20 protein-coding genes are annotated in these 25,692 nt (G+C 72.7%); 15 read left to right on the top strand and 5 right to left on the bottom strand.

Annotated elements, in window-relative coordinates; genetic code table 11:
* The first annotated feature begins 199 nt into the window (after positions 1 to 199).
* The 5 genes from ACFYV1_RS33530 (at position 200) to ACFYV1_RS33510 (ending at position 6,906) form a co-directional block, all read left to right on the top strand.
* Positions 200 to 844 carry a ScbR family autoregulator-binding transcription factor gene (locus ACFYV1_RS33530; protein WP_389399435.1) on the top strand — a complete coding sequence of 215 codons (645 nt, stop codon included), beginning with the start codon at positions 200 to 202 and terminating at the stop codon, positions 842 to 844.
* 72 nt (positions 845 to 916) lie between these two features.
* Positions 917 to 1,711 carry an acyl carrier protein gene (locus tag ACFYV1_RS33525; protein WP_389399434.1) on the top strand — a complete coding sequence of 265 codons (795 nt, stop codon included), beginning with the start codon at positions 917 to 919 and terminating at the stop codon, positions 1,709 to 1,711.
* Between the two features lie 21 nt (positions 1,712 to 1,732).
* Positions 1,733 to 3,562, top strand: a complete 1,830-nt coding sequence (locus ACFYV1_RS33520; protein WP_389399433.1) for a polyketide synthase — start codon at positions 1,733 to 1,735, stop codon at positions 3,560 to 3,562.
* Positions 3,559 to 4,431, top strand: a complete 873-nt coding sequence (locus tag ACFYV1_RS33515) for a 4'-phosphopantetheinyl transferase family protein (RefSeq protein WP_389399432.1) — start codon at positions 3,559 to 3,561, stop codon at positions 4,429 to 4,431. Before ACFYV1_RS33520 ends, ACFYV1_RS33515 begins: the two co-directional genes overlap by 4 nt.
* Before the next feature lie 129 nt (positions 4,432 to 4,560).
* Positions 4,561 to 6,906 (top strand): AAA family ATPase, encoded by a 2,346-nt coding sequence (locus ACFYV1_RS33510; protein ID WP_389399431.1) that lies wholly within the window; start codon positions 4,561 to 4,563, stop codon positions 6,904 to 6,906.
* A gap of 3 nt (positions 6,907 to 6,909) precedes the next feature.
* Here the strand turns inward: ACFYV1_RS33510 and ACFYV1_RS33505 are convergent, their stop codons facing one another.
* Entirely contained in the window at positions 6,910 to 8,640 is a 1,731-nt protein-coding gene (locus ACFYV1_RS33505) for a 3-hydroxyacyl-CoA dehydrogenase family protein (RefSeq protein WP_389399430.1), read from the bottom strand.
* Between the two features lie 267 nt (positions 8,641 to 8,907).
* On the opposite strand from ACFYV1_RS33505, the gene ACFYV1_RS33500 reads away from it, so the two are divergent.
* The gene (locus ACFYV1_RS33500; RefSeq protein ID WP_389399436.1) at positions 8,908 to 10,098 is read left to right on the top strand and encodes an RNA-guided endonuclease InsQ/TnpB family protein; all 1,191 of its coding nucleotides are present in this window, start codon (positions 8,908 to 8,910) and stop codon (positions 10,096 to 10,098) included.
* A gap of 30 nt (positions 10,099 to 10,128) precedes the next feature.
* On the opposite strand, the gene ccrA is transcribed toward ACFYV1_RS33500, so the two are convergent.
* Positions 10,129 to 11,481 carry a crotonyl-CoA carboxylase/reductase gene (gene ccrA, locus ACFYV1_RS33495; protein WP_389399429.1) on the bottom strand — a complete coding sequence of 451 codons (1,353 nt, stop codon included), beginning with the start codon at positions 11,479 to 11,481 and terminating at the stop codon, positions 10,129 to 10,131.
* 444 nt (positions 11,482 to 11,925) lie between these two features.
* Between ccrA and ACFYV1_RS33490 the strand changes: the two genes are divergently transcribed.
* Positions 11,926 to 12,687, top strand: a complete 762-nt coding sequence (locus ACFYV1_RS33490) for a thioesterase II family protein (protein ID WP_389399428.1) — start codon at positions 11,926 to 11,928, stop codon at positions 12,685 to 12,687.
* A 69-nt stretch (positions 12,688 to 12,756) separates the two neighbouring features.
* Here ACFYV1_RS33490 and ACFYV1_RS33485 read toward each other — a convergent pair whose 3' ends face one another.
* On the bottom strand, positions 12,757 to 13,839 hold the full coding sequence (locus tag ACFYV1_RS33485; RefSeq protein ID WP_389399427.1) for a BTAD domain-containing putative transcriptional regulator: 1,083 nt from the start codon (positions 13,837 to 13,839) through the stop codon (positions 12,757 to 12,759).
* Complete coding sequence (locus tag ACFYV1_RS33480; protein WP_389399426.1) at positions 13,836 to 14,573, bottom strand: thioesterase II family protein; 738 nt, start codon at positions 14,571 to 14,573, stop codon at positions 13,836 to 13,838. The genes ACFYV1_RS33485 and ACFYV1_RS33480 overlap by 4 nt, the downstream gene beginning before the upstream one ends.
* 271 nt (positions 14,574 to 14,844) lie before the next feature.
* On the opposite strand from ACFYV1_RS33480, the gene ACFYV1_RS33475 reads away from it, so the two are divergent.
* Entirely contained in the window at positions 14,845 to 15,666 is an 822-nt protein-coding gene (locus ACFYV1_RS33475; protein ID WP_389399425.1) for a BTAD domain-containing putative transcriptional regulator, read from the top strand.
* A gap of 81 nt (positions 15,667 to 15,747) precedes the next feature.
* Positions 15,748 to 16,512 (top strand): thioesterase II family protein, encoded by a 765-nt coding sequence (locus ACFYV1_RS33470; protein WP_389399424.1) that lies wholly within the window; start codon positions 15,748 to 15,750, stop codon positions 16,510 to 16,512.
* A gap of 192 nt (positions 16,513 to 16,704) precedes the next feature.
* Here ACFYV1_RS33470 and ACFYV1_RS33465 read toward each other — a convergent pair whose 3' ends face one another.
* Positions 16,705 to 17,226, bottom strand: a complete 522-nt coding sequence (locus tag ACFYV1_RS33465) for a YcxB family protein (protein WP_389399423.1) — start codon at positions 17,224 to 17,226, stop codon at positions 16,705 to 16,707.
* Positions 17,227 to 17,767: 541 nt separating this feature from the next.
* On the opposite strand from ACFYV1_RS33465, the gene ACFYV1_RS33460 reads away from it, so the two are divergent.
* The 6 genes from ACFYV1_RS33460 to ACFYV1_RS33435 form a co-directional block, all read left to right on the top strand.
* Positions 17,768 to 20,257 carry an FkbM family methyltransferase gene (locus ACFYV1_RS33460; protein WP_389399422.1) on the top strand — a complete coding sequence of 830 codons (2,490 nt, stop codon included), beginning with the start codon at positions 17,768 to 17,770 and terminating at the stop codon, positions 20,255 to 20,257.
* A gap of 16 nt (positions 20,258 to 20,273) precedes the next feature.
* Positions 20,274 to 21,125 carry a 3-hydroxyacyl-CoA dehydrogenase family protein gene (locus ACFYV1_RS33455; protein ID WP_389399421.1) on the top strand — a complete coding sequence of 284 codons (852 nt, stop codon included), beginning with the start codon at positions 20,274 to 20,276 and terminating at the stop codon, positions 21,123 to 21,125.
* A gap of 104 nt (positions 21,126 to 21,229) precedes the next feature.
* Complete coding sequence (locus ACFYV1_RS33450) at positions 21,230 to 21,484, top strand: acyl carrier protein (protein WP_389399420.1); 255 nt, start codon at positions 21,230 to 21,232, stop codon at positions 21,482 to 21,484.
* Positions 21,485 to 21,492: 8 nt separating this feature from the next.
* Positions 21,493 to 22,674: an acyl-CoA dehydrogenase family protein gene (locus tag ACFYV1_RS33445; RefSeq protein ID WP_389399419.1), complete on the top strand. Its 1,182-nt coding sequence runs from the start codon at positions 21,493 to 21,495 to the stop codon at positions 22,672 to 22,674.
* The gene (locus tag ACFYV1_RS33440; protein ID WP_389399418.1) at positions 22,674 to 23,702 is read left to right on the top strand and encodes an HAD-IIIC family phosphatase; all 1,029 of its coding nucleotides are present in this window, start codon (positions 22,674 to 22,676) and stop codon (positions 23,700 to 23,702) included. Before ACFYV1_RS33445 ends, ACFYV1_RS33440 begins: the two co-directional genes overlap by 1 nt.
* Positions 23,703 to 23,793: 91 nt before the next feature.
* Positions 23,794 to 25,692 (top strand): type I polyketide synthase (locus ACFYV1_RS33435; RefSeq protein WP_389399417.1); only part of this gene is annotated, 1,899 nt, incomplete at its 3' end.

The raw sequence follows: 25,692 nt of genomic DNA, 5'->3' as shown, positions 1-25,692 counted from the left end.
GCGCTGGTGCGGGAGTTGGGGTTGGAGCCGTCGGCGGGTCTGCGCCGGTTGCAGCGTTCGATCCTGACGGCGCAGAACGAACCCGGCCCCGGCCCGGGCCCGGGGGTTGCGGCTGCCCGGCCCGGTGAGCGGTTGTCGCGTGTAGGTGGCTGACCGGCCACCGGACCGGACACGGCAGGCACAGACAAGGAGGGCCGGGATGCAGGCCAGGTCGGAGCGGACCCGCCGCGAGCTGGTGCGCGCAGGGGCGTTGATGTTCGACCGTCACGGGTTCACACAGGCGACGCTCGGCCAGATCGCCGGTGCGGCGGGGGTGACGAAGGGGGCGCTGTACTTCCACTTCGCGTCCAAGGACGCCCTGGCGGACGCGGTCCAGGAACACGGCCGGCAGGTGCTGGGCGACTTCCTCCAGGAACAGTGGCAGGCCGGGGCGGCACCGGTGCAGACACTCATCGACCTGACGCACTGGCTGGCCCGCATGCTGCACGAGGACCCGGTCCTGCGCGCCGGGCTGCGGATCGCGAACGAGTGCGCGGGCCGCCGGCCCCCGGTCGCCGACGTCCACCGGGCATGGATCACCGAGGTACTGCGGCTGCTGGGCCAGGCCCGCGCCGCGGGCGCCCTGAACGAGGACATGCCGCCCGAGGGCTGCGAGACCCTCCTGTCGGCCGTCGTCTGCGGGATCGGGGTCCTGGCCGGCGCCACCACGCCCCACAGCGGACTCGCCGACCAGGTCGCCCAGTTGTGGCAGCCGCTGCTGACCGCCCTGGTGCCCCCCGGCCACATCACCCGCTACCGCGTCTGGCCCCCCGCCGGCCCCGGCGCCACCGCCGAGGCGGCCTGAGCCGCCCGCCCGTACGGCACACCCGACACCCTTCACCGGCCCGGCCGGGCCGCACACCCTTGGAGCCACGCCATGCCACCCCAGCACGACAGCGCACACCGGACCGCGGCCGCGGCGCACACCGACGACGTGGTGAGCGAACTCGTCACCATGCTCGCCGGCGTACTGCACCTGAAGCCCGAGAAGATCGACCCCGAGCAGACCTTCCGGTCGATCGGCCTGGACTCGCTGCTCGTCGTCGAGTTCGTCGCCACCCTCAACGCCCGCTACGGCACCGCCGTGAAGGCCGCCGCCCTCTTCGACCACCCCACACCGCTGGCCTTCGCCCGCCATGTGGCACGCGAACTGGGCATGCCCGGCCAGGCACCCGCCTCCACCGCCTCCGCGTCCGTCCCCGCGGCCCGCACCCCGGCCCCCGCCACTCCCGCCGGGCCCGTCCTCGACGTCCTGCGCGAGGAACTGGCCCGCATCCTGTGCTGCGACCCGTGGGACATCGACACCACGGCCGCCTTCAACCTGCTGGGCGTGGACTCCATCCTGGGCTCGGAGTTCATGGCCGTCATCAACCGCACCTACGGGCTGCGCGAACGGCCCGTCACCCTTCACGACCACCCGAGCCTCACCGCGCTGGCCTCCCACATCGGCTCCCTGCTGCCCGCCGCCCCCACCGGGCCGGCCCCCGCCCCCGCCCCCCTTCCCGTCTTCGCGCCGGACACCGGCACGCCGGCGGACACGGACCCGACCGCGCTGCGGGCTCCCGGCGCGGCGGGGGAGCGGACGGCGGAGCTGGGCGCGCTGCTGGACGCGGTACGCGCCGGACGGCTCTCGGTCGACGAGGCGCTCGGCCTGCTGTCCGCCCGCTCCTGAAACACTGGCCAGGTGGGGACCATGGACGAACGTGAAGTGCTGACCCGGTTCAAGGCGGGAACGCTGGAGCGGGCCGACGCCGTACAACTGCTGGCGAACGCCCGCACACACCCCCCGCGCCCGCCCGCCGCCGGGCCGGCGGCCGCACCCGCCCATGCCCCAGCCACAGCCACAGCCACAGACGCGGGCGCAGGCGCAGGCGCGGGCGGTGGCGGGGGTGTCGCCGTTGTCGGGATCGCCGGGCGGTACCCGCTCGCGCCCGACCTCGACAGCTACTGGGAGAACCTGCGCGAGGGACGCGACACCTCCCTCGCCGACCCGCCCCACCGCCCTGGCCCGTCCCCGCTCGCCGCCGGGCAGCGCGGCCACTTCCTGGACGGAGCCGCCGAGTTCGACCCCGGCTTCTTCGGCCTGAGCGCCGAGGACGGCGCACTGATAGACCCTCAGGAACGCCTGTTCCTGGAAACCGCCTGGGAGGCGCTGGAGGACGCCGGCTGCACCGGCGCCCGCCTCGACGCCCTGCAGGGACCGGACGGGCAGAGCCGCAGCGTCGGTGTGTTCGCCGCCGCCACCACCGCCGACTACACACTCCTGGCCGCCGAGGCCCGGGCCCGCGACGGGCGGCGGATGCCGCGCAGCGGCCACTGGGGCCTGCCCGGCACCCTGCAGGCACTGCTGGGACTCACCGGCCCCTGCCAGGCCGTCGACGCCGCCGCCTCCTCCGGGCTCGCCGCGGTGCACCTGGCCGTCGAGGCCCTGCGGCGCCAGGAATGCGCCCTCGCCGTCGCCGGCGGGGTCGAACTGCTCCTCCACCCCTCCCGCGGCCGGCACGGAGCCGGCGAGGGCGTGGGAGCCGTGGTGCTCAAGCCCCTCGACCGCGCCCTCGCGGACGGCGACCGCGTCCACGCCGTCGTACGCTCCACCCGGACCTGGTGCGCCCCGGGCAGCGGACCCGCACCCGAGGGCGACCTGCACGAGACGCACCGGACGAGCACCCGCCGGATCGGCGACGCCGGGGCGGCCACCGGCCTCGCGGCCCTGACCGCCGTCGTTCTCCAGCTGCAACACGCCACGTTCGCCCCCGCCGGGCAGGACGGCCCGGCCCGGCCCTGGCCGCGCCCCCGCGACGCCCAGGGGCACGAACAGCCGCGCGTGGCCACCGTCGAGGTCGCCCCGCCCGGCGGGCCCGCGGCCCGCGCCGTCGTCGAGGAGCACCGGCCGCCCCCACCGCAGCCCGCGCCCGACGGCGAGACCAACGGGCACGGCGAGCCCATCCTGCTCTCGGCGCCCACGCCCGAGCACCTCGCCGCCGCCGCCGCACGGCTGGCCGACCGGCTGGCCGGCAACCGGCACACGGACGGTCCCGCCGCCCTGGCCGGCATCGCCCGCGCCCTGCGCGCCAAACGCTCCTCCCACCCCTGCCGGATCGCCCTCACCGCACACGACACCGGCCAACTCGCCGACCTGCTGCGGCAGATCGCCGACCGGACGGCCACCACCCGCCCCCGCGCCGACACCACCACCCCGGCCGTCGCGGCAGCCGCCGACGCGGCCACCGGCCCCACCGACGCCGCCGCGATCCGCTTCACCGACCTGCGCGGCACCCCGGCCGACCCCCTGGGCATGGCCCGGGCACCCGAGACCCGCGACTACCTGAGCGCACTGTGGCGCGGCGGCCGCACCGAGACCCTGATCCGGCTGTGGCTGTCCGGCCTCGACATCGACTGGGCCGCCCTGCAGCACCGGCCCGGCACGGCCCCGCCGCCCGCGCTGCCCGCCCCGGCGTTCCTGCGCCGCGAGTTGTGGCTCCAGGGGCAGCCCGCCCGGGAAGGCGCGGAACACACCCCATGACCAGCCCCCCAGCGGCCGGCCCCCAGCAGGCCGCCCCGGGCGGAACCGAACCGGTCAAACTCTGGTTCTGCCCCAACGACGAACTCGCCCCCGCGATCGCCGCCACCCTGGCCACCCACTGGTTCGACGAACACGAGCGGGAGATCGCCGCACGGTTCCTGTTCGAACGCGACCGGCGCCAGTACCTCGTCGCCCACGCCCTGGTACGGCGCGTCATCGCCCTGGAAACCGGCATCCCCGAGGCGGAGGCCGTCATCTGGCGCTCCTCACGAGGCCGCCCGTTCCTGCAGAAACCCGGCCAGGGACTGCCCCGCGGCGGCGCCGAACTCGACTTCAACCTGTCCCACGCCCACGGCCACAACCTGCTCGGCGTCGTACGCCGCCACCGCATCGGCGTGGACGTGGAACGCCTGGACCGCGGGGAACGCGGATTCACCACCATCGTGGAGACCTTCGCCCCCGAGGAACAGCGGTGGGCCGCCGCCGCCGCCCCCGGCCGGCCGCGCGACCGGCGCATCCTGCGGCTGTGGACACTCAAAGAGGCCTACGCCAAGGCACGCGGCCTCGGCCTCGGTCTCGCCTTCGACAGCTTCGCCTTCCACCTGGCAGAGGACACCGGCGTCCTCGGCTTCCGCCCGCCCCCCGACGAACCCCCCGCCCGCTGGCGCTTCATGGAACTCGAACCCGTACCCGACGTACTGGCCTCGGTGTGCGTGGCCGCCGACACAGGCCACTCCCAAACCCTGCACCTGTACCACGGCTTCCCCTGGAGCCGCACCGCCCACCGGCAGTTCCCCCTCCCCGAACCGGCCCCCGCACCCGCACCCGAAACCGCCCCCGCACCCCTGGCGATGCGGGCGCCGCAGTGAAACACCCGCACGAACCGCCCGCTCGAGCCGTACTCCGGTCCCCTCCCAGCGGCCTTTCCCGCGCCCCCGGCACACTTCCCCCAGGACCCGGGGCCCGCGCGGGCCGTCCGACGACGCGGGGGGACGCTGATGGAGCTGACAGGACGGGACACCCAACTCGCCCTGCTCGAACGGCTGCTCGCCAAAGCCCGCGGCGGCGGGACCGCCGCCGCACGGATCACCGGAAGCCCCGGCACCGGCAAGAGCACCCTGCTGCGCGACTTCGCCGCACGCGCCGCCCGCCGCGGCGCACACGTCCTGACCGCCTGCGCGACCCCGGCGGAGTCCGAACTGCCCCTGGGCGTGGCGGGCCAGCTCCTCACCACCACCGAACGCACCGAAGGCACCGAACGCACCGAAGGCACCGGGGGCACCGGCGGCCCGGCCACCGCCACCGCCGATGCCTGCCATCTGCTCCACACCCGGCTGCGGACCCTCGCCGCCCGCCACCCCCTCGCCGTACTCGTCGACGACGCGCACCACATGGACGAGGCATCCGCCCGCGCCCTGCTCTACCTGTGCGGCCGGCTGACCGCCTCCAGGATCCTGCTGGTCCTCTCCGGCCGACCGCAGGCCCGCCCCGCCCCGCTCCCGCAACCCCTGTCCGACCTGTTCGCCCACCCGCACTGCACCCCCGTCACGCTCGAGGTCCTCGACGAGGCGGGCGTCGCCGCCCACCTGCACACCCACCCGCCCACCCCCGCCGGAGCGGACGGGCCCGCGGCCGGCCGGGCCTGGCCGGCGCGGGAATGGCACCGCCTCAGCGGCGGCAACCCGCGGCTGCTGGCCGCCCTCGGCCAGGACCACCGGGACTGCCGACCCGTGCGCTCGGCACGCCCCGTGGCCGGAACGGCGTTCAAGGCAGCCGTCGTCGCCTGCCTGCGCGGCACCGGACCGCAGACCCGGGCCACCGCCCGCGCCCTGGCCGTCCTCGACGACACCGCCACCCTCGTCACCCTGGCCCGGCTGCTCGGCGTCCCCGAACGCGCCGTCGGCCCCCACCTGACCGAACTCGACACGGCAGGCCTGCTGGACGCCGGCCGGCTGCGCCACGAAGGCGTCCGCGCCGCCGTACTGGAGGACCTGCCCGCCAACGACGCCACAGCCCTGCACCAGCGCGCCGCCGCCCTGCTCCACGACAGCGGCGCCGCACCCGGCGACGTCGCCCGGCACCTGGCCGCCGCGGACGCCACCAGCGCCGCCCCGCGGCCCGGCCCCGCCTGGGCCGCACCCCTGCTGACCCGCGCCGCACAGCACGCCCTGACCGCGGGCCGGCCGCATCAGGCCGCCGTCCACCTGCGCAGCGCCGCACGCCACAGCCGCGACGACGGCACCGGCCGGCCACGGGCACGCCTGCTGGAAATGCTCGCCCGGGCCGAGTGGGAGAGCGACCCGGCCTGCGTGCTGCGGCATCTCGACCCGCTCGAACAGGCCCTGACCCACGGGCTGCTGGACGGCGCGCACCTCGTCGGCGCGGCCGGACTGCTGCTGTGGCACGGACAGAGCGGCACCCTGGCCCGCGTGCTCGCCGCCCGGACCGGCGACGACAGCCGCGCCGTCGCGGAGGCGGCCGCGGCACTGGCCCACGTCCGCCCCGCGACCAAGCCCCTGCCCACCCCCTGCGACCCGGGGCCCGCCGCCGAGCGGGCCCTGGAGTCCCTCGCCTACGACCACGCGCCGCCGGCCCCCGTCACCGCCGTCCTGTCCGCCCTGCTGCACGCCGGCGAGAGCAGCCGCCCGGCCCGCTGGAGCACCCTGCTCCCCGGCAACAGCAGCCCCCGCAGAACACCCACCCGCCAGGCCGTCGCCGCCGCCGCGGCCGCCGTGACGGCCGTCCGCACCGGCGCCCACGACCACGCCGCCGCTCACGCGGCGACAGCCCTGGCCCTGCTGCCCGCACCCGCCTGGGGAGTGGCCCTGGGCATGCCGCTGTCGGCGGCGGTCCTCGCCGCCACCCGGCGCGGCGCACTCGACGAGGCCGCACAGCACCTGGCCGTCCCGGTACCGGAAGCGATGTTCACCACCCGCGCCGGACTCCACTACCTGCTGGCCCGCGGGCACTACCAACTGGCCGCCGGCCGCCCGCAGGCCGCACTCGGCGACTTCCACGCCTGCCGGGACACCCTGGCACGCTGGCAGGCGCACCCCCCGCCCGGCGCCCTGGACTGGCGCACCCCGGCGGCCCTCGCCCGCGCCGCCGCAGACGACGTGCCCCGCGGCGAGCGGACCGGCACGCTCACCGACGCCGAACGCAAAGTCGCCGTCCTCGCGGCCCGCGGCTCCACCAACCGGGCCATCGCGGCCCGCCTGTACGTCACCCCCAGCACCGTCGAACAGCATCTGACCCGCGTCTACCGCAAACTGCGCGTGGCCTCCCGCACCGAACTGGCCGGCCTGGTCACGGCGGAGGCACCGGAGACGGCACGCGCCCGCTGAACGTCACCGGCCGCCGCGGGCGCCCGCGGTCCGCAGCCCCCGGCCGTTCTTACGGCCCAGCAGCCCCGCCGCCACCAGCTGCTCCAACGCCGGCGAGGGACGGTACTGGGGCGTCTTGAACCGCTCGTGGAGCCGGTGCGAGATGGTCAGCGACACATCGAGACCGATGGTGTCCAGCAGCGCGAACGGGCCCATGGGGAAACCGAATCCGTGCTGGACGGCCGCGTCCGTCTCCTCGATGCCGCACCCCGGCCGCTCCAGCAGGGCCAGGGCCGCACCGAGGTAGGGGAACAGCAGACTGTTGACGATGAAACCGGTACGGTCCGGGCACGCGACGACGCTCTTGCCCAGCCTGTCGCAGAAGGCGCGCGCGGTGGCCCACGAGCCGGGGTCCACCACGTCGGTGCGCACCAGCTCCACCAGCCGCATCACCGGGGCCGGGTTGAAGAAGTGGATGCCCACCACGTCCGCCGGCCGGCCCGACGCCTCGGCGCACGCGGTGACCGACAGGGAGGAGGTGGTGGTGGCCAGCACCGTGCCCGGCGCGCACACCTCGCCGAGCCGCGCGAACAGCGCCCGCTTGACGTCGAGGTCCTCCGCGACCGCCTCGATCACCAGATCGCAGCCGGCCAGGGCCGCCATGTCGTCGGCGCCTTCGAGGAGCTGACGGGCCGACGCCTTCGCCTGCGCCGTCACCTTGCCGCGGCGCACCGCGCGGGTCAGGGAGCCGTCCACGGCCGCCAGCGCCTCCTGCGCCTTGCCGGCGGAGCGGGCCACCAGCACGGTCGGACACCCGGCCGTGGCCGTCACCTCCGCGATGCCGCGCGCCATCGCCCCCGAGCCCAGCACCCCCACCCGGCCGACCGGCCTGGCGTCCGCCCGGTCCGCCGGGCCGTCGGGAGCGGTCTCGAGCGGCTCACCGCGCTCGTCGTACGCGTAGAAACCGTCGCTTGTTTTCACGCCCAGCCGCTCGGCGGCGACCATCCGGCTCAGGCGCGGGGCGGGTTCGAAGGCACTGTCACCGGTGCTCCGCCACAGGCCGGTCAGCGCACGGTGGGCCGCGTCCAGGCCGATGCGGTCGAGCAGTTGGAACGGGCCGGCGGGCAGGGCGCAGCCCAGCCGCATCGCGGTGTCGATCGCGGTGTGGGTGGCGTACCCCTCGTCGAGGAGGATCACCGCACGGTTGAGGAAGCCGAGGACCAGCGCGGTGGCGTCGGCCGCCGCACGGCCGTCGGCCGCGACCGGTGCCAGAGCGGTGTCCGTCACCAGCGCCTCGAGCGCGGCCGCGGTCTCCTGCGAGGTCAGGGCGGTGCGGACCGGCCGGACGGGAGCGCCGGGCCAGGGAGGGGTGAACAGGTGCAGCGCCGCGACGTCGGCCGGCCGGCCCGAGGCGAGGGCCAGGCCGGGCACGGACAGCTGTGCCGTGGTGGTGATCACGGCAGTGCCGGGCGGGCAGGCCGCCACGATCCGTGCGAGGGCGGCCGACTTGGCGGCGGCCTCGTCCGGGACGCACTCGACGACCAGGCGGGCGTCGCGCAGCAGGGCGTGGTCGGCGGTGAAGGTGACGGGCGCACGGCCGGGGCCTTCACCGGCGACCGCCTTGAGCCGCCGGGCGACACGGGCCAGGACGTCCAGGTCGGTGTCGACGGCGACGACCGGGCGGCCCGCGTCCACCACCCGGTGCAGCAGGGCCTCACCGGCCGACCCCAGGCCGACGATCCCCGTGACGGGCACCGGGACGGAGACAGGAGCAGAAGCAGGAGCAGGAGCAGGAGCAGGAGCAGGAGCAGGAGCAGGAGCGGGAGCGGGGGCGGGGGCGGGGGCGGGGGCGGGGGCGGGGGGTGTCATCTTTTCCTCCGGTGTGGATACCCCGTGCTTCAGCTCGGGGAGGAAACACAGCTCCTGCGGAGCAGGGCGATGGGCTGGGATCCGCCGTCAGGGCGGATCCCAGTGCTTTGACCCGCACGTAAGATGCGGGGTCGCTAGTTTGTGAGCGTGACCATGAACCGGGTGAAGCGGGCGTTCAAGTACCGCTTCTGTCCGACGGATGCGCAGGCGGCGGAGCTGTCGCGCACGTTCGGGTGCGTGCGGAAGGTTTACAACCTGGCGCTCGCGGCACGGTCCGAGGCGTGGACGCTCCGTCAGGAGCGGGTCGACTACAACGCCACCTCGGCGATGCTCACCTCGTGGAAGAAGTCCGAGGAACTGGCTTTCCTGTCCGAGGTGTCGTCGGTGCCGTTGCAGCAGACGCTGCGGCATCTGCAGGGCGCGTTCACGAACTTCTGGCTGAAGCGGGCCAAGTATCCGGTCTTCAAGTCCCGGAAGAAGTCGCGGAAGTCCGCCGAGTACACCACCAGCGGTTTCCGCTTCCGCGACGGCAGGCTGACTCTCGCCAAGATGAGCGAACCGCTGGACATCGTCTGGTCCCGCCCTCTTCCCGAAGGTGCGACGCCGTCGACCGTGACCGTGTCGCAGGACGCGGCCGGGCGCTGGTTCGTCTCGATGCTGTGCGAGGACATCCCCGCAACCATGCCCCGGACTGCGAACGCTGTCGGGGTCGACGCGGGGATCACCAGCCTGGTGACACTTTCCACCGGGGAGAAGGTCACCAACCCCACGTTCGAGCGCAGGGACCGTGCCCGTCTGGCCAGGGCCCAACGGGTGCTGGCGAAGAAGGCCAGGGGTGACGGAGCGAACCGGGCCAAGGCCCGGCGCAAGGTCGCCAGGATCCACGCCCGTATCGCCGACCGCAGACGCGACCACCTGCACAAGCTGACCACTCGTCTCGTTCGTGAGAACCAAACGATCGTGATCGAGGATCTGACCGTGCGCAACATGGTCAGGAACCGTTGCCTGGCCCGCGCCGTCTCGGATGCGGCCTGGACCACGATGCGCGGCATGCTGGAGTACAAGTGCGCCTGGTACGGAAGGGACCTGGTCGCCATCGACCGCTGGTTCCCCTCCTCCCAGCTGTGCTCCGCGTGCGGCACGTTGCGGGGCACGATGCCACTGAACGTCCGCACCTGGACGTGCGTGTGCGGCACGACCCACGACCGGGACGTGAACGCAGCGAAGAACGTGCCGGCCGAGGGGCTCTCGGTGACAGTCTGTGGAGCAGGTGTAAGACCTCAACGGAGTTCTCCGGGCGGGCAGCCGGCGACGAAGCAGAAAACCCCACGGCGCGAGCCGTAGGAATCCCCCTCCTTCAGGAGGGGGAGGAAGTCAAGAGCGCGGGGCCTCCTGTGCACGGAAACGGTTGATGGCGTCGATGTGCTGCTCGCGCATCTCGGGGTCCCTGACACCCAGGCCCTCCCGCGGCGCCAGCGCCAGGACGCCGACCTTGCCCTGGTGGAGGTTGCGGTGCACGTCGTACGCGGCCTGCCCGGTCTCCTCCAGGGAGTAGACCTTCGACAGCGTCGGGTGGATCCGCCCCTTGGCGACAAGGCGGTTGGCCTCCCACGCCTCGCGGTAGTTCGCGAAGTGCGAGCCGACGATCCGCTTGAGCGACATCCACAGATAGCGGTTGTCGTACTCGTGCCGGTAACCCGACGTCGAGGCACAGGTGACGATCGTGCCGCCCTTGCGGGTGACGTACACGCTCGCGCCGAACGTCTCGCGGCCCGGATGCTCGAAGACGATGTCGACGTCCTCGCCGCCGGTCAGCTCACGGATGCGCTTGCCGAACCGCTTCCACTCGCGCGGGTCCTGGGTCTGCTCGTCCTTCCAGAACCGGTAGCCCTCCGCGCTGCGGTCGATGACCGCCTCGGCGCCCATCGCCCGGCACAGGTCCGCCTTCCGGTCGCTGGAGACGACACAGATCGGGTTGGCGCCCCCGGCCAGCGCCAACTGCGTGGCGTAGGAGCCCAGTCCGCCGCTCGCACCCCAGATCAGGACGTTGTCGCCCTGCTTCATCCCGGCACCGTTGCGCGAGACCAGCTGCCGGTACGCGGTGGAGTTCACCAGACCGGGCGCCGCCGCCTCCTCCCAGGTCAGATGCTCGGGCTTGGGCATCAGCTGGTTCGACTTGACCAGCGCGATCTCCGCCAGGCCGCCGAAGTTGGTCTCGAAGCCCCAGATCCGCTGCTCGGGGTCGAGCATCGTGTCGCCGTGGCCGTCCGCCGACTCCAGCTCCACCGACAGACAGTGCGCCACCACCCGGTCACCGGGCTTCCAGCGGTTCACCCCGGGACCGGTGCGCAGCACCACCCCGGCCAGGTCGGAGCCCAGGACGTGGTAGGGCAGGTCGTGGCGGGCGGCGGCGGGCGAGAGCTTCGCGTACCGCTCCAGGAACCCGAACGTCGGCAGCGGCTCGAAGACCGACGACCAGACGGTGTTGTAGTTCACCGAGGAGGCCATCACCGCCACCAGCGCCTCGCCGGCCGACGGCATCGGCACCGCGACGTCCTGCAGATGCAGCGACTTGCGCGGATCCTTGTCCGCGAAGTCCATCGCCTCGAACATGCCGATGTCGTCCTTGCGGACCACGGCACCGCGGTAGCTCTCGGGAAGCGGCAGACCCGCGAAGTCCTGCGGCGTCGCATCCTCAACCAGAAGGGCACTGATGATCTCGTCCACGTGAATTCCCTGGGTTGGGTGGGGGAGCCGAGCAGTGCACCGCGTGCGCCGGCACACGCCCGGCCGGGGCGGGCAGGCACTGTCCTGAGCCTGGACCGCGCACACCGGGACCGGTAACCCCGGACAGACCCCTGTCCCGCCGGCCATGCGCCGTAGGGGGATCTCAGGGGAGTCGCGCACGGCCGGCCGGGCCGCATCGTGGGTTCACAGCCCTGCCCGCGTCCTCGGCGAGCCGCCGCGGCGTCACCGGCCGCCACGCACCACGTGAAGAGGAGTCCCGTTGAGGCCGTGCGCCGCCGCCCCCGACGCGCGGCCCCGTCGCGGCGCGCCGCCGGTGAACGGCACCTCACCCGGCGGCGGTCGACCGAACCGTCCCCGCCCTGCCCCGCAGAGGCTCCGCTTCCATCCCCGCCCGAAGGTGGGGGCATCCACGGAGGAATCCCGATGACCGGCCCGCTGGGCGACAACCCCTGGTTCAGGAACTACCGACCGGCCCCCCAGGCCCCCCTGAGGCTGATCTGCCTGCCGCACGCCGGGGGCTCGGCCACCTTCTACTACCCCGTCGCCCAGGCCCTGGCCCCGCGCATCGAGGTCCTGGCCGTCCAGTACCCGGGCCGGCAGGACCGGCGCGAGGAACCCGCCGCCACCGACCTCACCACCCTGGCCGACCACATCGCCCAGGCCGTCGCACCACTCACCGACCGGCCCTACGCGCTGTTCGGCCACAGCATGGGCGCCATCGTCGCCTTCGAGACGGCCCGCCGCCTCGAAGCCGCCGGCCACGGCCCCGCCGAACTGTTCGTCTCCGGCCGCCGCGCCCCCTGCCTGGACCGCGCGGGAGACTTCCACCCGCGCACCGATCAGGAAGTCGTCGCCGAGATACGCGCGCTGAACGGCACCGGCGACGCACTCCTGGACGACCAGGAGATCCTCGACATGATCCTTCCCGCCCTGCGCGCCGACTACCACGCCGTACGCCGCTACCGCTACAGCGACGGGCCCCGCCTCGCCTGCCCCCTCACCGCCTTCACCGGCGACAGCGACCCCAAGGCGTCCGCCACCGAGGTGGACGCCTGGGCCGGGCACACCGCCTCCGGCTTCGAACTGCGCGTCCTGCCCGGCGGCCACTTCTTCCTCGTCGACCAGCAGCACGAGGTCCTTCGCACCGTGGAGCAGCACCTCACCACCGCCGCGATCCCCGCCTGAGCGGGAACAGCCCACCCGCGCCCCCGCGCCCCCGCGGCCCCGCCCCGGGGCCGGGCCCGGGGCGGTCCCTCAGCGGGGCCGCGTCCGCGACGGCTGCAGCCCCTCGGCCAGCATCGCCTCGAACCTGCGCACCAACGCCTGCTGCTGAACGCCCAGTTCGTCGATACGGCGCTGCAACAGGGCGATCTCGCTGCCCAGATCCACCACACCGTCCGACCCCGCGCACCCGTCCCGCCCCGCCACGCCCGCAGGGCCCGCCGGCCCGGGCGGCGCCACGACAGCCGGCGGCGGGGCCGACAGACCCGGCGCGTGATGGAGGATCGCCTCCATCCGGCCGCGCAGCGCCGGACCCGGTTCGATCCCCAGCGCGTCCACCAGCCGGCGCCGGGCCCGCTCGTACACACCCAGCGCCTCGGCCTGACGGCCGCTGCGGTACAGGGCCACCATGAGCAGGTCGTAGAGACGCTCGCGCAGCGGATGGTCGGCGGTCAGCTTCTCCAGCTCCCCGGTGATCTCGCCGTGCTGCGCGCAGCGCAGGCTCGCCTCGTACAGCGTCTCCAGCGCGCTGAGCCGGTTCTCCTCCAGCCGGTCGGCCTCCGACCGGCAGATCGGCCCGTAGCAGCTGTCCTGCAGCGCGGGCCCCCGCCACAGGGCCAGGGCGCGGCGCAGCAGCTCCGCCGCCTGCCCGGGGTCGGACGCGATGGCCGCCCGGCCCTTGGCGGACAGCCGGTGGAAGGCCTGGACGTCGGTCGTGGCCCGGCCCAGGTTCAGCAGATAACCGGTCGGCAGGGTGCTGATCCACTCGTGGCCCGCCGCCCGGGACCCGCCCGGCGTGCCCATCGCCGCCGGTCCGCCGGCCGCCGGCAACAGCCGCCGCAACCGGGCCACATGGGCCTGCAGCGCGTTCGCCGCGTTCGCGGGCGGCTCGTCGCCCCACAGCTCCTCCGCCAGCCGGTCCACACTCAGCAGCCGGCCCGCGTGGATCACGAACGCGGACAGCAGCGCACGCTGCTTCGAACCGGGCGGCGCGATGTCCGCGCCGGTGCGCCCGTCGCGTATCTCCACCGGCCCCAGAAGCCGGAACTCGGTGGGTGCCGTGCCCCACACCACTGCCGCCGCCGGTACGGGCCGGGGCGGCGCCGGCACGGTCACCGGGGCACCGCGCGCACGGCGCCGTCCAGAGCCAGGGCGCAGTGGATGTCGTCGGCGATCTGCCCGGTCAGCGCGGAGGGATCGTCCTGGAAGTAGAAGTGCCCGCCGTCGAACAGACGCAGGCCCACGAAACGCGTCGACCGCTCGGTCCAGCCGGCCAGCCGCCCCGGCGGGGCCACCGTGTCACGGGTGCCGCCGAACACCGACAGCGGCACGGGCAGCGGCCCCGCCTCCGGCGCCGGACACCAGGTCTCCACCAGCCGCAGATCGCCCCGGACGGCCGGCGCGAACAGCTCCCACAACTCCGGGTCCTCCAGCACCGCCGCGGGCGTACCGCCCATCGCGGCCAGTTCACGGCGCAGCCCGGCGTCGGACAGCAGATGCCTGCCGCTGTTCTCGCCCTGCGGCAGGGGCGTACCGCGCGCCGACAGCCCCAGCCACAGCGGCGGCCTGCGCCCCAGATCCAGCAGCCGCCGGGTCAGCTCGTAGGCCACCAGTGCGCCCATGCTGTGCCCGAACAACGCGTAACGGCCCTGGAGTCCGGGACCCAGCTCGTGGAGGAAGTGGTCCACGAGCCGGTCCGCGTCCCCGATCGCGGGACGGTCGGACAGCAGACCGCGGCCGGGGGCGTCCACCAGCCGCACGTCCCAGCCGGCCGGGAAACGGCCGGGCCAGTCGCGGTACAGCAGATGCGAACCACCGGCGTGGTGGAACACGAACAGACGCAGCTCCATCGTGCCTCCGTGGTGCCTGTGTCGACGGTCCCAGATGCGGAACCTCGGACGATAGCCGCCCGGCAACAGCGGTGTTCGGCCGTGCCGAGCCGTCCTCGACCACCCGTACAAGCGTTCTCGAGGGAACGGGTGCTCGCACCGAAGTGCCTTGTTGGAGGGCTGCTCGAGCACCGGTCGAAATCTCGGGAGCGTCCTTCGAACACGACTAGCGTGCTGCGCGCCGACGGCTTTGAGCCATCGAGGTAACTCGACCAGGTAACGGGAGGAAACCGTGGAGATTCAGGTTCTGGGTCCGTTGAGCGCACACGTCAACGGAATGTCGATCGTTCCGACCGCGGGCAAACCACGCCAGATCCTGGCGCTGCTCGCCTTCTACCCGGGGCGGGTCATGCCGGTGCCCACCCTGATGGAGGAGATCTGGGGGACCGAACTGCCGCAGAGCGCCATGACCACCCTGCAGACGTACATCCTGCAGCTGCGCCGCCGGCTGGGCACCGCGATGGGCCCCGACGCGCCCGGCACCGCGAAGGAGGTGCTGGCCACCCGGCACGGCGGCTACCTGCTGCAGGTCCCGCCGGAAGCCGTCGACGCACACCGCTACGAACAACTGGTGTCGGCGGGCCAGGGCGCCTTCGAGGACGGCGAGGACGAACGGGCCGCACACCTGTTCCGCGACGCGCTGGCGATGTGGCACGGGCCGGGCCTGGTGGACGTGCGGGTCGGCCCGATCCTGGAGATCGAGGTCCTGCGGCTGGAGGAGAGCCGCCTGGTCACCGTGGAACGCCGGATCGACTCCGACCTGCGCCTGGGCCGGCACAGCGAACTCATCGCCGAACTCACCGACCTGACAGCCCGCCACCCCCAGCACGAAGGACTCCACTCACAGGCCATGGTGGCCCTGTACCGCTCGGGCCGGCAGGCCACCGCGCTGGACATCTACCGCAGGCTGCGCACCCGGCTGATCGAGGAACTGGGCGTGGAACCCTCGCCCCAGCTGCAGCGGCTGCACCACGCCATGCTCAGCGTCGACCCGGCGCTGGACGTGGTCAGCGGCCCGCGCCGCGGCTCCACCTTCGGGCTGTACGCGGCCTGAGCCCGAGCGGATCTCGAGGCCCGGCGGCGATCCTGGTACCGGGCACCCGGCACCGGGGCGCCCAGGAGGAAGGACGAGGAGATGTCGGACGCACAGCCGGTACGGCTCCACTGCTTCGCGCACGCGGGAGCCGGTGTCTCCTCCTTCCACGGCTGGCCGGCCGACCTGGGATCCGGCGCCGTGCCCGTGCCGCATCTGCTGCCGGGCCGTGAGGCCAGGCGCCGCGAGCCGCGTATCACCGGCCGCGAGGCCCTGCTGAGCGATGTGATGGGCACCTTCGCGCACGAGCCGCCCGGCCCGTACGTGCTCTACGGCCACAGCCTCGGCGCGATGGTCGCCTACACCCTCACCCGCGCCCTGCACGAGGCCGGCCTGCCGGGGCCCGCGCTGCTGGCCCTGGGCGCCTGCCCGCCGCCCGACGCCGCCTCCGACCTCGCCGACGCCTGCCGGGAGGGCGACGAGCGGCTGCTGGCACTCCTCGGCGATCTGGGCGCCCTGCCGGAGGGCGCCCTGCCCGGCGGATTCTGGCACCGGGCCGTGATGCCGGTCCTGCGCGACGACCTGCTGCTCGCCGACGCCCTGCGCACCGCGGCCCGCCGGCCCGCCCCGGCCGGCCCGCCGCACGTTCCGCTGCTGATCGTCTCCGGCGAGGACGACCCGCTGGCCCCGGCCGCGGCGATGGACGGCTGGCGTGCCTGGACCACCGGGCCGGCGGTGTCGCGGACCGTGCCCGGCGACCACTTCTTCGTACGCGGCCGTCACCTGCCCCGGCTCCTCGGCCGCGCCTGCCGCGTCGTCACACGCGCCACGCAGACGTCCCCGCTGCCCGCCGCCTCCCGCGGCTGACTCCCGCACACAGGCGTGCCCGCCCGTGGCCGTTCCGGTGGGACCAGCGCTCGGCGACCGCGACCGGGGAGTCAGCCGCAGGCCCGAGACCAGCAGGCCCGGTGCCCACCGCCGGATCACAGGCGGGGCGGGGCCCATGACCTCCAGGGCGCCGCGCCCGCCCCGGCGGGCGCGGCACAGGAGCAAGGAGGTTCACAAACGGGGCAGATGACCGCCCACGAGGGCCCGCAGCCGCTCCGCGTCCTGCGGGGAGCGCAGCCCGCGCATGGGCAGCACCTCCACGAGCAGGATGTTCGGGTCGCGGCTGAGCAGCACCACATGGTCGCGGGTCTCCCGGTATCCGCGGAAGACCGACCAGCGCTGGACGAGCGTCACATGCGCGGTCCCGGTCGTGATCCCTGTCCCGCTCACGGACGTGCGGTACTCACCCTGCCAGGAGACCGTGCGCAGCGCGTGGTGTGCCTGCAGGTGCGGGATCGACCAGATCCAGGCGGCACAGAAGACGGCGATCACGCATGACAGCGCGGAGCTTTCCGGTGAGGCCGTCACCAGCACCGCGCCGGCCCCGAACAGCCCGGTGAAGCCCCACCTGACCAGGTGCAGGCGGCGACGGCGTTCACGCAGCCGTACGCCCGCCAGGATGTCGGCGCGCGCCGGCCGGTAGACCAGCTCGACCATGCCCTGGTCCTCGCCCTGATTCATGTCCGCGATCACGAAACGGGATCGTACTGTCCGTCCGGCCGCCGGGACCGGCGGCGTCCGCCGGCACCGAACCCGGCGCCCTCAGCACGAGCAGAGCCCGCACGGACACGGCCCCGGCGGGCCCGACCCCCGTATCCGGCGGAGAAAGAAGAACCCGAACCCCCCAGAGTTCCCCCGAGTTCCCCAGAGTTCCCCAGAGTTCCCCCGGGTTTCCGGGAATCCGCCCCGGACAAGTGGCCCGGTCCCGCCGGATCGGGAACCGCTCGAGAACCACTCGAGGCGCAAAAGGGGATCAGACCAGAAAGCCCACCCGTGAAGTCGCGCCGCTCCAACGGGGCTTGACACTGAAACAGACCGGCAAAGAAGCTGACGCAGGACTACGTGGACTGCGCCTTTTCCGTATGCGTCACAGGGCCTTTGCGTACCACGCGAGGAGAGACGGCCCGATTGCGGATTGAGTGAGACCAAAGGCTGCGCTGCTACCAATTGGTCCACCCCGTCTCCGGCATTCCCCGACCTGTGCGGCCCTGCCCTGCGACAGCCAAGGAGTGGCATGAATCCCCATCCGACACCCGTGTCCGTCCGCGACGACCACACGGTGAGCCCGTGGCACCTGGCGCTCCTGGCCGGTCCCGCAGCGGACCTCGATGCCGGGATCGCCGCGCTCCGGTCCCGTGCCGCGTGCCCCGTCACATCCCACGACGCGCCGGTCACCGTCCACACCGCCGGCGCCGCGACGGCCACCGCCGGCCTGCGCCGCGCCGCCCTGCTGACCGCCGCCGGCGACGGGAACGGCACCGCCGAGATACGCCCCCAGGGCCCGGCCGCCGCCACCGTGCCCGCCACCGGACGGCCGGTCGCGTTCATGTTCCCCGGCCTCGGCGACCACTACGTCGGCATGGGGCAGGGCCTGTACCGCCACTTCCCGCTGTTCCGGGAGCACCTGGACCGCTGCGCCGAACTGCTCGCCGCGGAACTGGACCTCGACATCCGCGACGCCCTCTTCCCGCAGGACCAGGCCCCGGACACACCGGCACCGGCCATGGACCTGCGGCAGATGCTGGGCCGCGACAGCGGCGACCAGAGCGACGCGGAGCGCCGCCTGAACCGCACCGGTGTCGCCCAGCCGGCCCTCTTCGCCGTCGAGTACGCGCTGGCGAAGCTGTGGGAGTCGTGGGGCCTGCGCCCGCAGATCATGATCGGCTACAGCCTCGGCGAGTACGTCGCCGCCACCCTCGCCGGGGTGCTGACCCTCGAGGGCGCCGTCAAGCTCGTCGCCCAGCGCGCCCGGCTGATCGACCGGTCGCCGCAAGGCGCGATGCTCGCCGTCATGCTCCCCGAGGAGCAGGTGACAGCCCTGATCGGCGAGAAGCTGTCCCTCTCCGCCGTCAACGGGCCCGAGTTCTGCGTCGTCGCCGGCCCCGACACGGCCGTGGACGAACTCCACACCCGCCTCATGGAGCAGGGCGTGGCCGCCCGCCGGGTGAAGTCCACCCACGCCTTCCACTCGGTGATGATGGAGCCGCTGGCCCCCGAAGTGACCCGCCTCGCCGCCACCCTGGACCTCAAGGCGCCGAGCATCCCCTACATCTCCAACGTGACCGGCCGCCAGATCACCGACGAGCAGGCCACCGACCCGGCGTACTGGGCCCGCCACCTGTGCAGCCCGGTACGTTTCGCCGACGGACTCGCCGCCCTGGGTGCCGAACCCCTGCTGCTGGAGACCGGCCCCGGCCAGACCCTCAGCAGCCTCGCCGCCACCGCCCGCGACGGCGACACCGCCGCCGTCGTCGCCTCCATGCGCCACCCGATGGAGCCGCAGGACGACACCGCCGTGCTCCTGAAGGCCCTCGGCCGGCTGTGGACCGGCCACGCACAGGCCGGCTGGGACACCTTCCCCTCCACCGGCCTGACCACCGACGCCCCCACCGCCCCCGCGGCCGCCCCGCAGGGCGCGAAGGAGCTGACCGACACCCAGACGAGGCTGCACACGATCTGGTCCCGGCTGCTCAAGTCCGACGCCCTGCCCACCGACATCGGCTTCTTCGAACTGGGCGGCAACTCCCTGCTCGCCACCCGCCTCATCCTGCGCATCGAGCGCGAGTTCGGCGTCGAGCTCACCCTGCGCCGCATCTACGAGATGCCCAGCATCATCCAGATGGCCGCCGCCGTCGACGCGCTGCTCACCGGCGACGAGCCGGCCGCCGCCCAGACCGTCGCCTGGACCTCCGCCGGCGACGCACGCCCCGCCTACCGGCTGCCCAACGGCCTGATGGTCCACCACCAGAACGAGGCCGAGACCAAGCACTTCTACGAAGACATCTTCGACCACCGCACCTACGCCAAGAACGGCATCACCATCGAGCCCGGCGCCACCGTCTTCGACGTCGGCGGCAACATCGGCCTGTTCACCCTCTTCTCCCACTACGAGGCCGACAACGTCGAGATCTACACCTTCGAACCGGCCCCGCCCATGTTCGAACTCCTCAGCCGCAACGTCGCCGAACACGGCGTGAACGCCAAGCTGTTCAACATCGGCGTCTCCGACAGCGAGACGGAGGCCGACTTCACCTTCTACCCGCGCAGCTCCGGCATGTCCTCCTTCCACCCCGACGAGGACGAGGAGAAGCGCAACCTGCGCACCATCATCGCCAACCAGCGCGCCGCCGGAGAGGCCGAGGAAGGCATCGAGAAGCTCGACGCCTACGCCGAGGAACTCATCGACGTCCGCTTCGACGCCGTCCCGTTCAAGGCATGGCTGCGCCCGCTGAGCGCCGTCATCGCCGAGCAGGGCGTCGAACGGATCGACCTCATCAAGATCGATGTGCAGAAGAGCGAGCAGCAGGTCCTCGACGGCATCGCCGACCACGACTGGCCCAAGATCCGCCAGATGGTGCTCGAGGCCCACGACGGCGACGACGGCCGGGTCGCCCACCTGACCCGAATGCTGCGCAGCCGCGGCTTCACCGTCCACGCCGAACAGGACGAGATCTACGCCGGCACGGACATCCACAACATCTACGCCCTTCGCAGCGACCAGTAAACGGAGTCCACGGACCATGGAATTCAAGACCGTAGGGGTACTCGGCGCCGGGGTCATGGGCGTCGGCGTGGCGCAGAACCTCGCCCAGACCGGACACCGCGTCGTCCTGGTCGACATCTCCGAGGACGTCCTCGAGCGCGCCCGCAAGGAACTGCGCACCAGCCTGCGCACCTACGCCCTGTTCAACAGCAAGGAGAAGGTCGACTTCACGGCGGTCCTGGAGAAGATCGAGTTCACCGTCGACTACGAGCGGCTCGCCGACGCCGACTTCGTCGTGGAGAACGTCACCGAGGACTGGGGCATCAAGCAGCAGGTCTACCAGCGCATCGACAGGATCTGCCGGCCCGACACCGTCTTCGCCGTCAACACCTCGGCCATCTCCATCACCCGGGTCGGCTCCGCCACCACCCGCCCCGAACGCGTCGTCGGCATGCACTTCATGAACCCGGTGCCGATGAAACCCCTCGTCGAAGTCATCCGCGGCTACCACACCACCCAGGAGACCCTGGACACCGCGGCACGCTTCCTCGCCGAACTCGGCAAGGAATGCATCGTCGTCCAGGACGTCCCCGGCTTCGTCTCCAACCGCGTGCTCATGCTGACCGTCAACGAGGCCGTCTTCCTCGTCCAGGACGGCGTCGCCTCCGCTGCCGAGATCGACCGCATCTTCAAGGGCTGCTTCGACCACCGCATGGGCCCGCTGGAGACCGCCGACCTCATCGGCCTCGACACCATCCTCAAGTCCGTCGAAGTGCTCTACGAGAGCTTCAACGACGACAAGTACCGGCCCGCCCCGCTGCTCAAGAAGATGGTCGCCGCCGGGCTGCTGGGACGAAAGAGCGGCCAGGGCTTCCACAGCTACGCCTGAGCGACCCGGGGCCGCGGCGACCCGCGGCCCCGCCGCCCCCCGCGCGCCCGCGGCCCCGCGCGCCCCCGACCCACCGGACGAGTCCACCAGAGACAGGGAATGACATGAGTACGGACATCAAGCCCCGGATCGCGCACTACCTCTCCCGCTTCTTCCCGGTGCACGACCTCAAGGACGACGACGACATCTTCCAGCTGGGCTTCGTCAGCTCCATGTTCGCCATGCAACTGGTCGCCTTCGTCGAGCACGAGTTCGGCATCACCGTCGACAACGACGACCTCGAACTCGACCACTTCCGCTCCGTCAGCGCCCTCGAGGCCTTCGTCAACCGCAAGCTGTCCGCAGCCGTGCCCCAGTGAGGCCCCCCGTGTCCCTGACGACCCAGCCAACCGCCGGGCACACCGAGGCCCGGGAGGAATTCCAGGAGTTCGCCCAACGCGTCGTCGCGCCGGCCGCGGACTTCGTCCACCGTGCCCAGCACACCCCGCCGGAGCTCGTCCGCGCCCTGGCCGACAGCGGATACCTCGGCCTGGCCGTCCCGCGGGAGTACGGCGGAGGCGGCAGGGACGCGCTCACCCTCGGACTGCTCGCCGCGGAGATCGGACGCGCCTGCTCCTCACTGCGCAGCCTGCTGACGGTGCACACCATGGTCGCCCACGCGATCATGCGCTGGGGCAGCCGCGCGCAGAAGGACACCTGGCTGCCCCGGCTCGCGACCGGCGAGCACATCGCGGCACTCGCCGTCTCCGAACCGGGCGCCGGCAGCGACGCGGCCGGCGTCACCAGCAGCCTCACCCGCACCGGCGACGGCCACCTCCTCGACGGCCACAAGAAGTGGATCACCTACGGGCACGTGGCCGACCTGTTCCTGACCGTCGCCCGCACCGAGGAAGGACCCACCGCGGTCCTCGTCGAACGCCCCGCACCCGGCCTGACCACCTCACTGATCACGGACCTCATCGGCATCCGCGGCTCGATGACCGCCGACGTGCGCTTCGAGGCGACCCCGGTACCCGACGACAACGTCCTGGCCCGCCCCGGCCTCGGCGTCTCGCACGTGGTCGGCGCCGCCCTCGACCTCGGCCGCTACACCGTCGGCTGGGGCAGCGTCGGCATCCTCGACGCCTGCCTCGACGCCACACTCGCCTACGCGGGCGAACGCGAACAGTTCGGCTCACTCATCAAGGACCACCAACTCGTCCGCCGCATGATCAGCGACATGTACACCGAGGCCCGTGCGGCCCGTCTGCTGTGCACGGACGCCGGCCGGCTCCGCGACGAGCGCGACCCCGGCGCCCTCGCCGCCACCTCACTGGCGAAGTACTTCGCCTCCCGCGCCGCCGTACGCGCGGCGAGCGACGCCGTGCAGATCCACGGCGCCAACGGCTGCAGCTCCGAATACCCCGTACAGCGGTATCTCGGCGACGCCAAAATCATGGAAATCATCGAGGGAAGCTCCCAGCTCCACCAAATCGGCCTCGCCGAATACGCCTTCCAGGATTTCACCCTCGGCCGCCATCAGCTGCGCACGACGAACAGGGGAAATTGATGACGAGCACCGTGAAATGCGTGGTCTGGGACCTCGACAACACCGTATGGGACGGTGTGCTCCTCGAGGACGGCGACGTCAAACTCCGCCCCGGAATCGTCGACGTCCTGCGCACCCTCGACGAGCGCGGCATTCTCCACTCCATAGCCAGCCGCAACGACCACGACGCCGCCATGGCCAAACTCGAGGAATTCGGCATCGCCGAATACTTCCTGTACCCCCAGATCAACTGGGGCCAGAAGTCCGACTCGGTGAAGGCCGTCGCCGAGGCGATCAACATCGGCATCGACACCCTCGCCTTCGTCGACGACCAGCCCTTCGAACGCGACGAGGTCGGCTTCACCCACCCCCAAGTGCTGTGCATCGACGCCCTCGACGCCGAACGCATCCCCCACCTGCCCCGCCTGCAGCCCCGGTTCGTCACCGCCGACTCCCGCGAACGCCGCCACCTGTACCGGGCCGACGCACAGCGCAAAGCCGCCGAGGAGTCCCACACCGGCGCCTCGGAAGAGTTCCTCGCCTCCCTCGACATGCACTTCACCATCGCCCCCGCACGCGAGGACGACCTCAAGCGCGCCGAGGAACTCACCGTACGCACCAACCAGCTGAACGCCACCGGCTACACCTACAGCTACGAAGAACTCGACGCGTTCCGCTCCTCGCCCGACCACGACCTCCTCGTCGCCTCACTCGACGACACATACGGCACCTACGGCAAGATCGGCCTCGCCCTCGTCGAACGCTCCGCCGACGCCTGGACGCTGAAACTGCTCCTGATGTCCTGCCGCGTGATGTCCCGCGGCGTCGGCTCCGTCCTCCTGGGCCACCTCATCCGCAAGGCCCACGACGCCGGCGTGAGGCTGCGCGCCGAATTCGTCTCCACCGACCGCAACCGGACGATGCTCGTCACCTACAAGTTCGCCGGCTTCCGCGAAGTGGCCAAGAACGGCGACGTCTCCGTCCTCGAACACGACAACTCCCACATCCCCAGCTTCCCCCCGTACATGGAAGTCGTCGTCGAAGACTGATCCGCCGGTGCGGTACGGCCGCGCCCCCGGGCGACCCTCCGGCCGTACCGCACGCTCCCGTCCAGGCCGGATGCCTCACATGGAGATCCCGATGAACGCCAACGCCAGCAACGCCGCCGACACCACCGCGAACGAAGAGCGACTGCGGCGCGCCATGGCGGCCGTTCTGCAGCTCCAGAAGCGCAACGCGGAACTCGAGGCGCGGCGCTTCGAACCCGTCGCCGTCATCTCCATGGCCTGCCGGCTCCCCGGCGGCATCCAGGCACCCGAGGACTTCTGGAACGTCCTCGCCCACGGCACGGACACCACCGGACCCCTGCCCGAGCGCTGGGACGAGAACGCCCTCTACGACCTCGACGTGACCGCCCCCGGCAAGAGCTACTCCCGCGAAGGCGGATTCCTCACCCGCATCGAGGACTTCGACGCCGCGTTCTTCGGCATCAGCCCCCGCGAGGCCCAGTCCATGGACCCGCAGCAGCGCCTGGTCCTGGAAACCTCCTGGGAGGCGCTGGAGCGGGCCGGTATCCGGCCCGGCACCCTCACCGGCAGCCGCACCGGCGTCTACCTCGGCGCCATGCGCTCCGACTACGAATCCGCCCAGGCCGACTACGACATCCTCGACGGATACCAGGGCACCGGCATCGCCGGCAGCGTCCTGTCCGGCCGCGTCTCCTACGCGCTGGGCCTGCAGGGCCCCGCCATGACCATCGACACCGCCTGCTCCTCTTCCCTCGTCGCCCTCCACACCGCGGCCACCGCCCTGCGAGGCGGCGAATGCGACCTCGCCCTCGCCGGCGGCGTGACCGTCATGACCACCCCCGGCCTGTTCGTCGAGTCCAGCCGGCTCGGCGCCATGGCACCCGACGGCCGCTGCAAGAGCTTCTCCGCCCGGGCCGACGGCGGCGGCTGGTCGGAAGGCGCCGGCATGCTCGTCCTCAAGCGCCTGTCCGTGGCCGAACGCGACGGCGACCGCATCCTGGCCGTCATTCGCGGCTCCTCGGTCAACCAGGACGGCGCCAGCAACGGACTGACCGCCCCCAACGGACCCTCCCAGCAGCGCGTCATCCACGACGCACTCGCGGCAGCCGGCCTCACCCCCGCCGACATCGACGCCATCGAGGCACACGGCACCGGCACCTCCCTCGGCGACCCGATCGAGGCCGGCGCACTCGCCGAAGTCTTCGGCACCCGCCAGGTGTTCCTCGGATCCTCGAAGTCCAACATCGGCCACACCCAGGCCGCCGCCGGGGTCGTCGGCGTCATGAAGATGATCCTCGCCCTGCAGCACGAGACACTGCCGCGGACCCTGCACGCCGACGAACCCAGCCCCCACATCGAATGGGACAGAAGCGGCCTGACCCTCCTTCAGGAAGCCCGGCCCTGGCACAAGGGCGAGCGCACCCGCCGCGCCGGCATCTCCTCCTTCGGACTGAGCGGCACCAACGCCCACGTCGTCATCGAAGAAGCACCCGAGCCCACCGCGACGACCGAGCCCTCGACCCCCGCCCCCCTGCCGGTGGTGCTGTCCGGCACGAGCCGGGCAGCACTGCGTGAGCAGGCCGGACGCTGGGCCGACTGGCTCGAGACCCACCCCGACACGCCGCTGCGGGACATCGCCGCCACCGCAGCCACCGGCCGCACCCACTTCACCGAGCGCGCGGCCGTCGTCACCGACGACACGGCCGCCCTGGCCCACGCCCTGCGAACCCTGGCCGACGGCCTGCCCCACCCCGACGTCGCCGAAGGCACGGCGGGGGAGCGGGGCAAGGTCGTGTTCGTGTTCCCCGGTCAGGGCAGTGAGTGGGCGGGGATGGGGCGGGCGCTGCTGGAGCAGTCGCCGGTGTTCGCGGAGACGGTGTGTGAGTGTGATCGGGCACTGGCTCCGTATCTGGGCCGTTCGGTGGAGGAGTTGTTGCGGGAGGGTTCGCCCGAGGCATGGTCGCGGCTGGATGTGCTGCAGCCGGTGATGTTCGCGGTGTATGTGGGTTTG

The organism is Streptomyces sp. NPDC003023, assembly GCF_042888225.1.
Lineage (GTDB): Bacteria > Actinomycetota > Actinomycetes > Streptomycetales > Streptomycetaceae > Streptomyces.
The sequence above is the reverse complement of the archived record's forward strand: the minus strand, read 5'-3'. Positions and strand labels throughout refer to the sequence as shown.

Excerpts from the sequence above, each read along its gene's own strand:
- ACFYV1_RS33530 (WP_389399435.1), top strand. The coding sequence starts at position 200 with ATGCAGGCCAGGTCGGAGCGGACCCGCCGCGAGCTGGTGCGCGCAGGG.
- ACFYV1_RS33525 (WP_389399434.1), top strand. The coding sequence starts at position 917 with ATGCCACCCCAGCACGACAGCGCACACCGGACCGCGGCCGCGGCGCAC.
- ACFYV1_RS33520 (WP_389399433.1), top strand. The coding sequence starts at position 1,733 with ATGGACGAACGTGAAGTGCTGACCCGGTTCAAGGCGGGAACGCTGGAG.
- ACFYV1_RS33515 (WP_389399432.1), top strand. The coding sequence starts at position 3,559 with ATGACCAGCCCCCCAGCGGCCGGCCCCCAGCAGGCCGCCCCGGGCGGA.
- ACFYV1_RS33510 (WP_389399431.1), top strand. The coding sequence starts at position 4,561 with ATGGAGCTGACAGGACGGGACACCCAACTCGCCCTGCTCGAACGGCTG.
- ACFYV1_RS33500 (WP_389399436.1), top strand. The coding sequence starts at position 8,908 with ATGAACCGGGTGAAGCGGGCGTTCAAGTACCGCTTCTGTCCGACGGAT.
- ACFYV1_RS33490 (WP_389399428.1), top strand. The coding sequence starts at position 11,926 with ATGACCGGCCCGCTGGGCGACAACCCCTGGTTCAGGAACTACCGACCG.
- ACFYV1_RS33480 (WP_389399426.1), bottom strand. The coding sequence starts at position 14,573 with ATGGAGCTGCGTCTGTTCGTGTTCCACCACGCCGGTGGTTCGCATCTG.
- ACFYV1_RS33470 (WP_389399424.1), top strand. The coding sequence starts at position 15,748 with ATGTCGGACGCACAGCCGGTACGGCTCCACTGCTTCGCGCACGCGGGA.
- ACFYV1_RS33460 (WP_389399422.1), top strand. The coding sequence starts at position 17,768 with ATGAATCCCCATCCGACACCCGTGTCCGTCCGCGACGACCACACGGTG.
- ACFYV1_RS33455 (WP_389399421.1), top strand. The coding sequence starts at position 20,274 with ATGGAATTCAAGACCGTAGGGGTACTCGGCGCCGGGGTCATGGGCGTC.
- ACFYV1_RS33450 (WP_389399420.1), top strand. The coding sequence starts at position 21,230 with ATGAGTACGGACATCAAGCCCCGGATCGCGCACTACCTCTCCCGCTTC.
- ACFYV1_RS33440 (WP_389399418.1), top strand. The coding sequence starts at position 22,674 with ATGACGAGCACCGTGAAATGCGTGGTCTGGGACCTCGACAACACCGTA.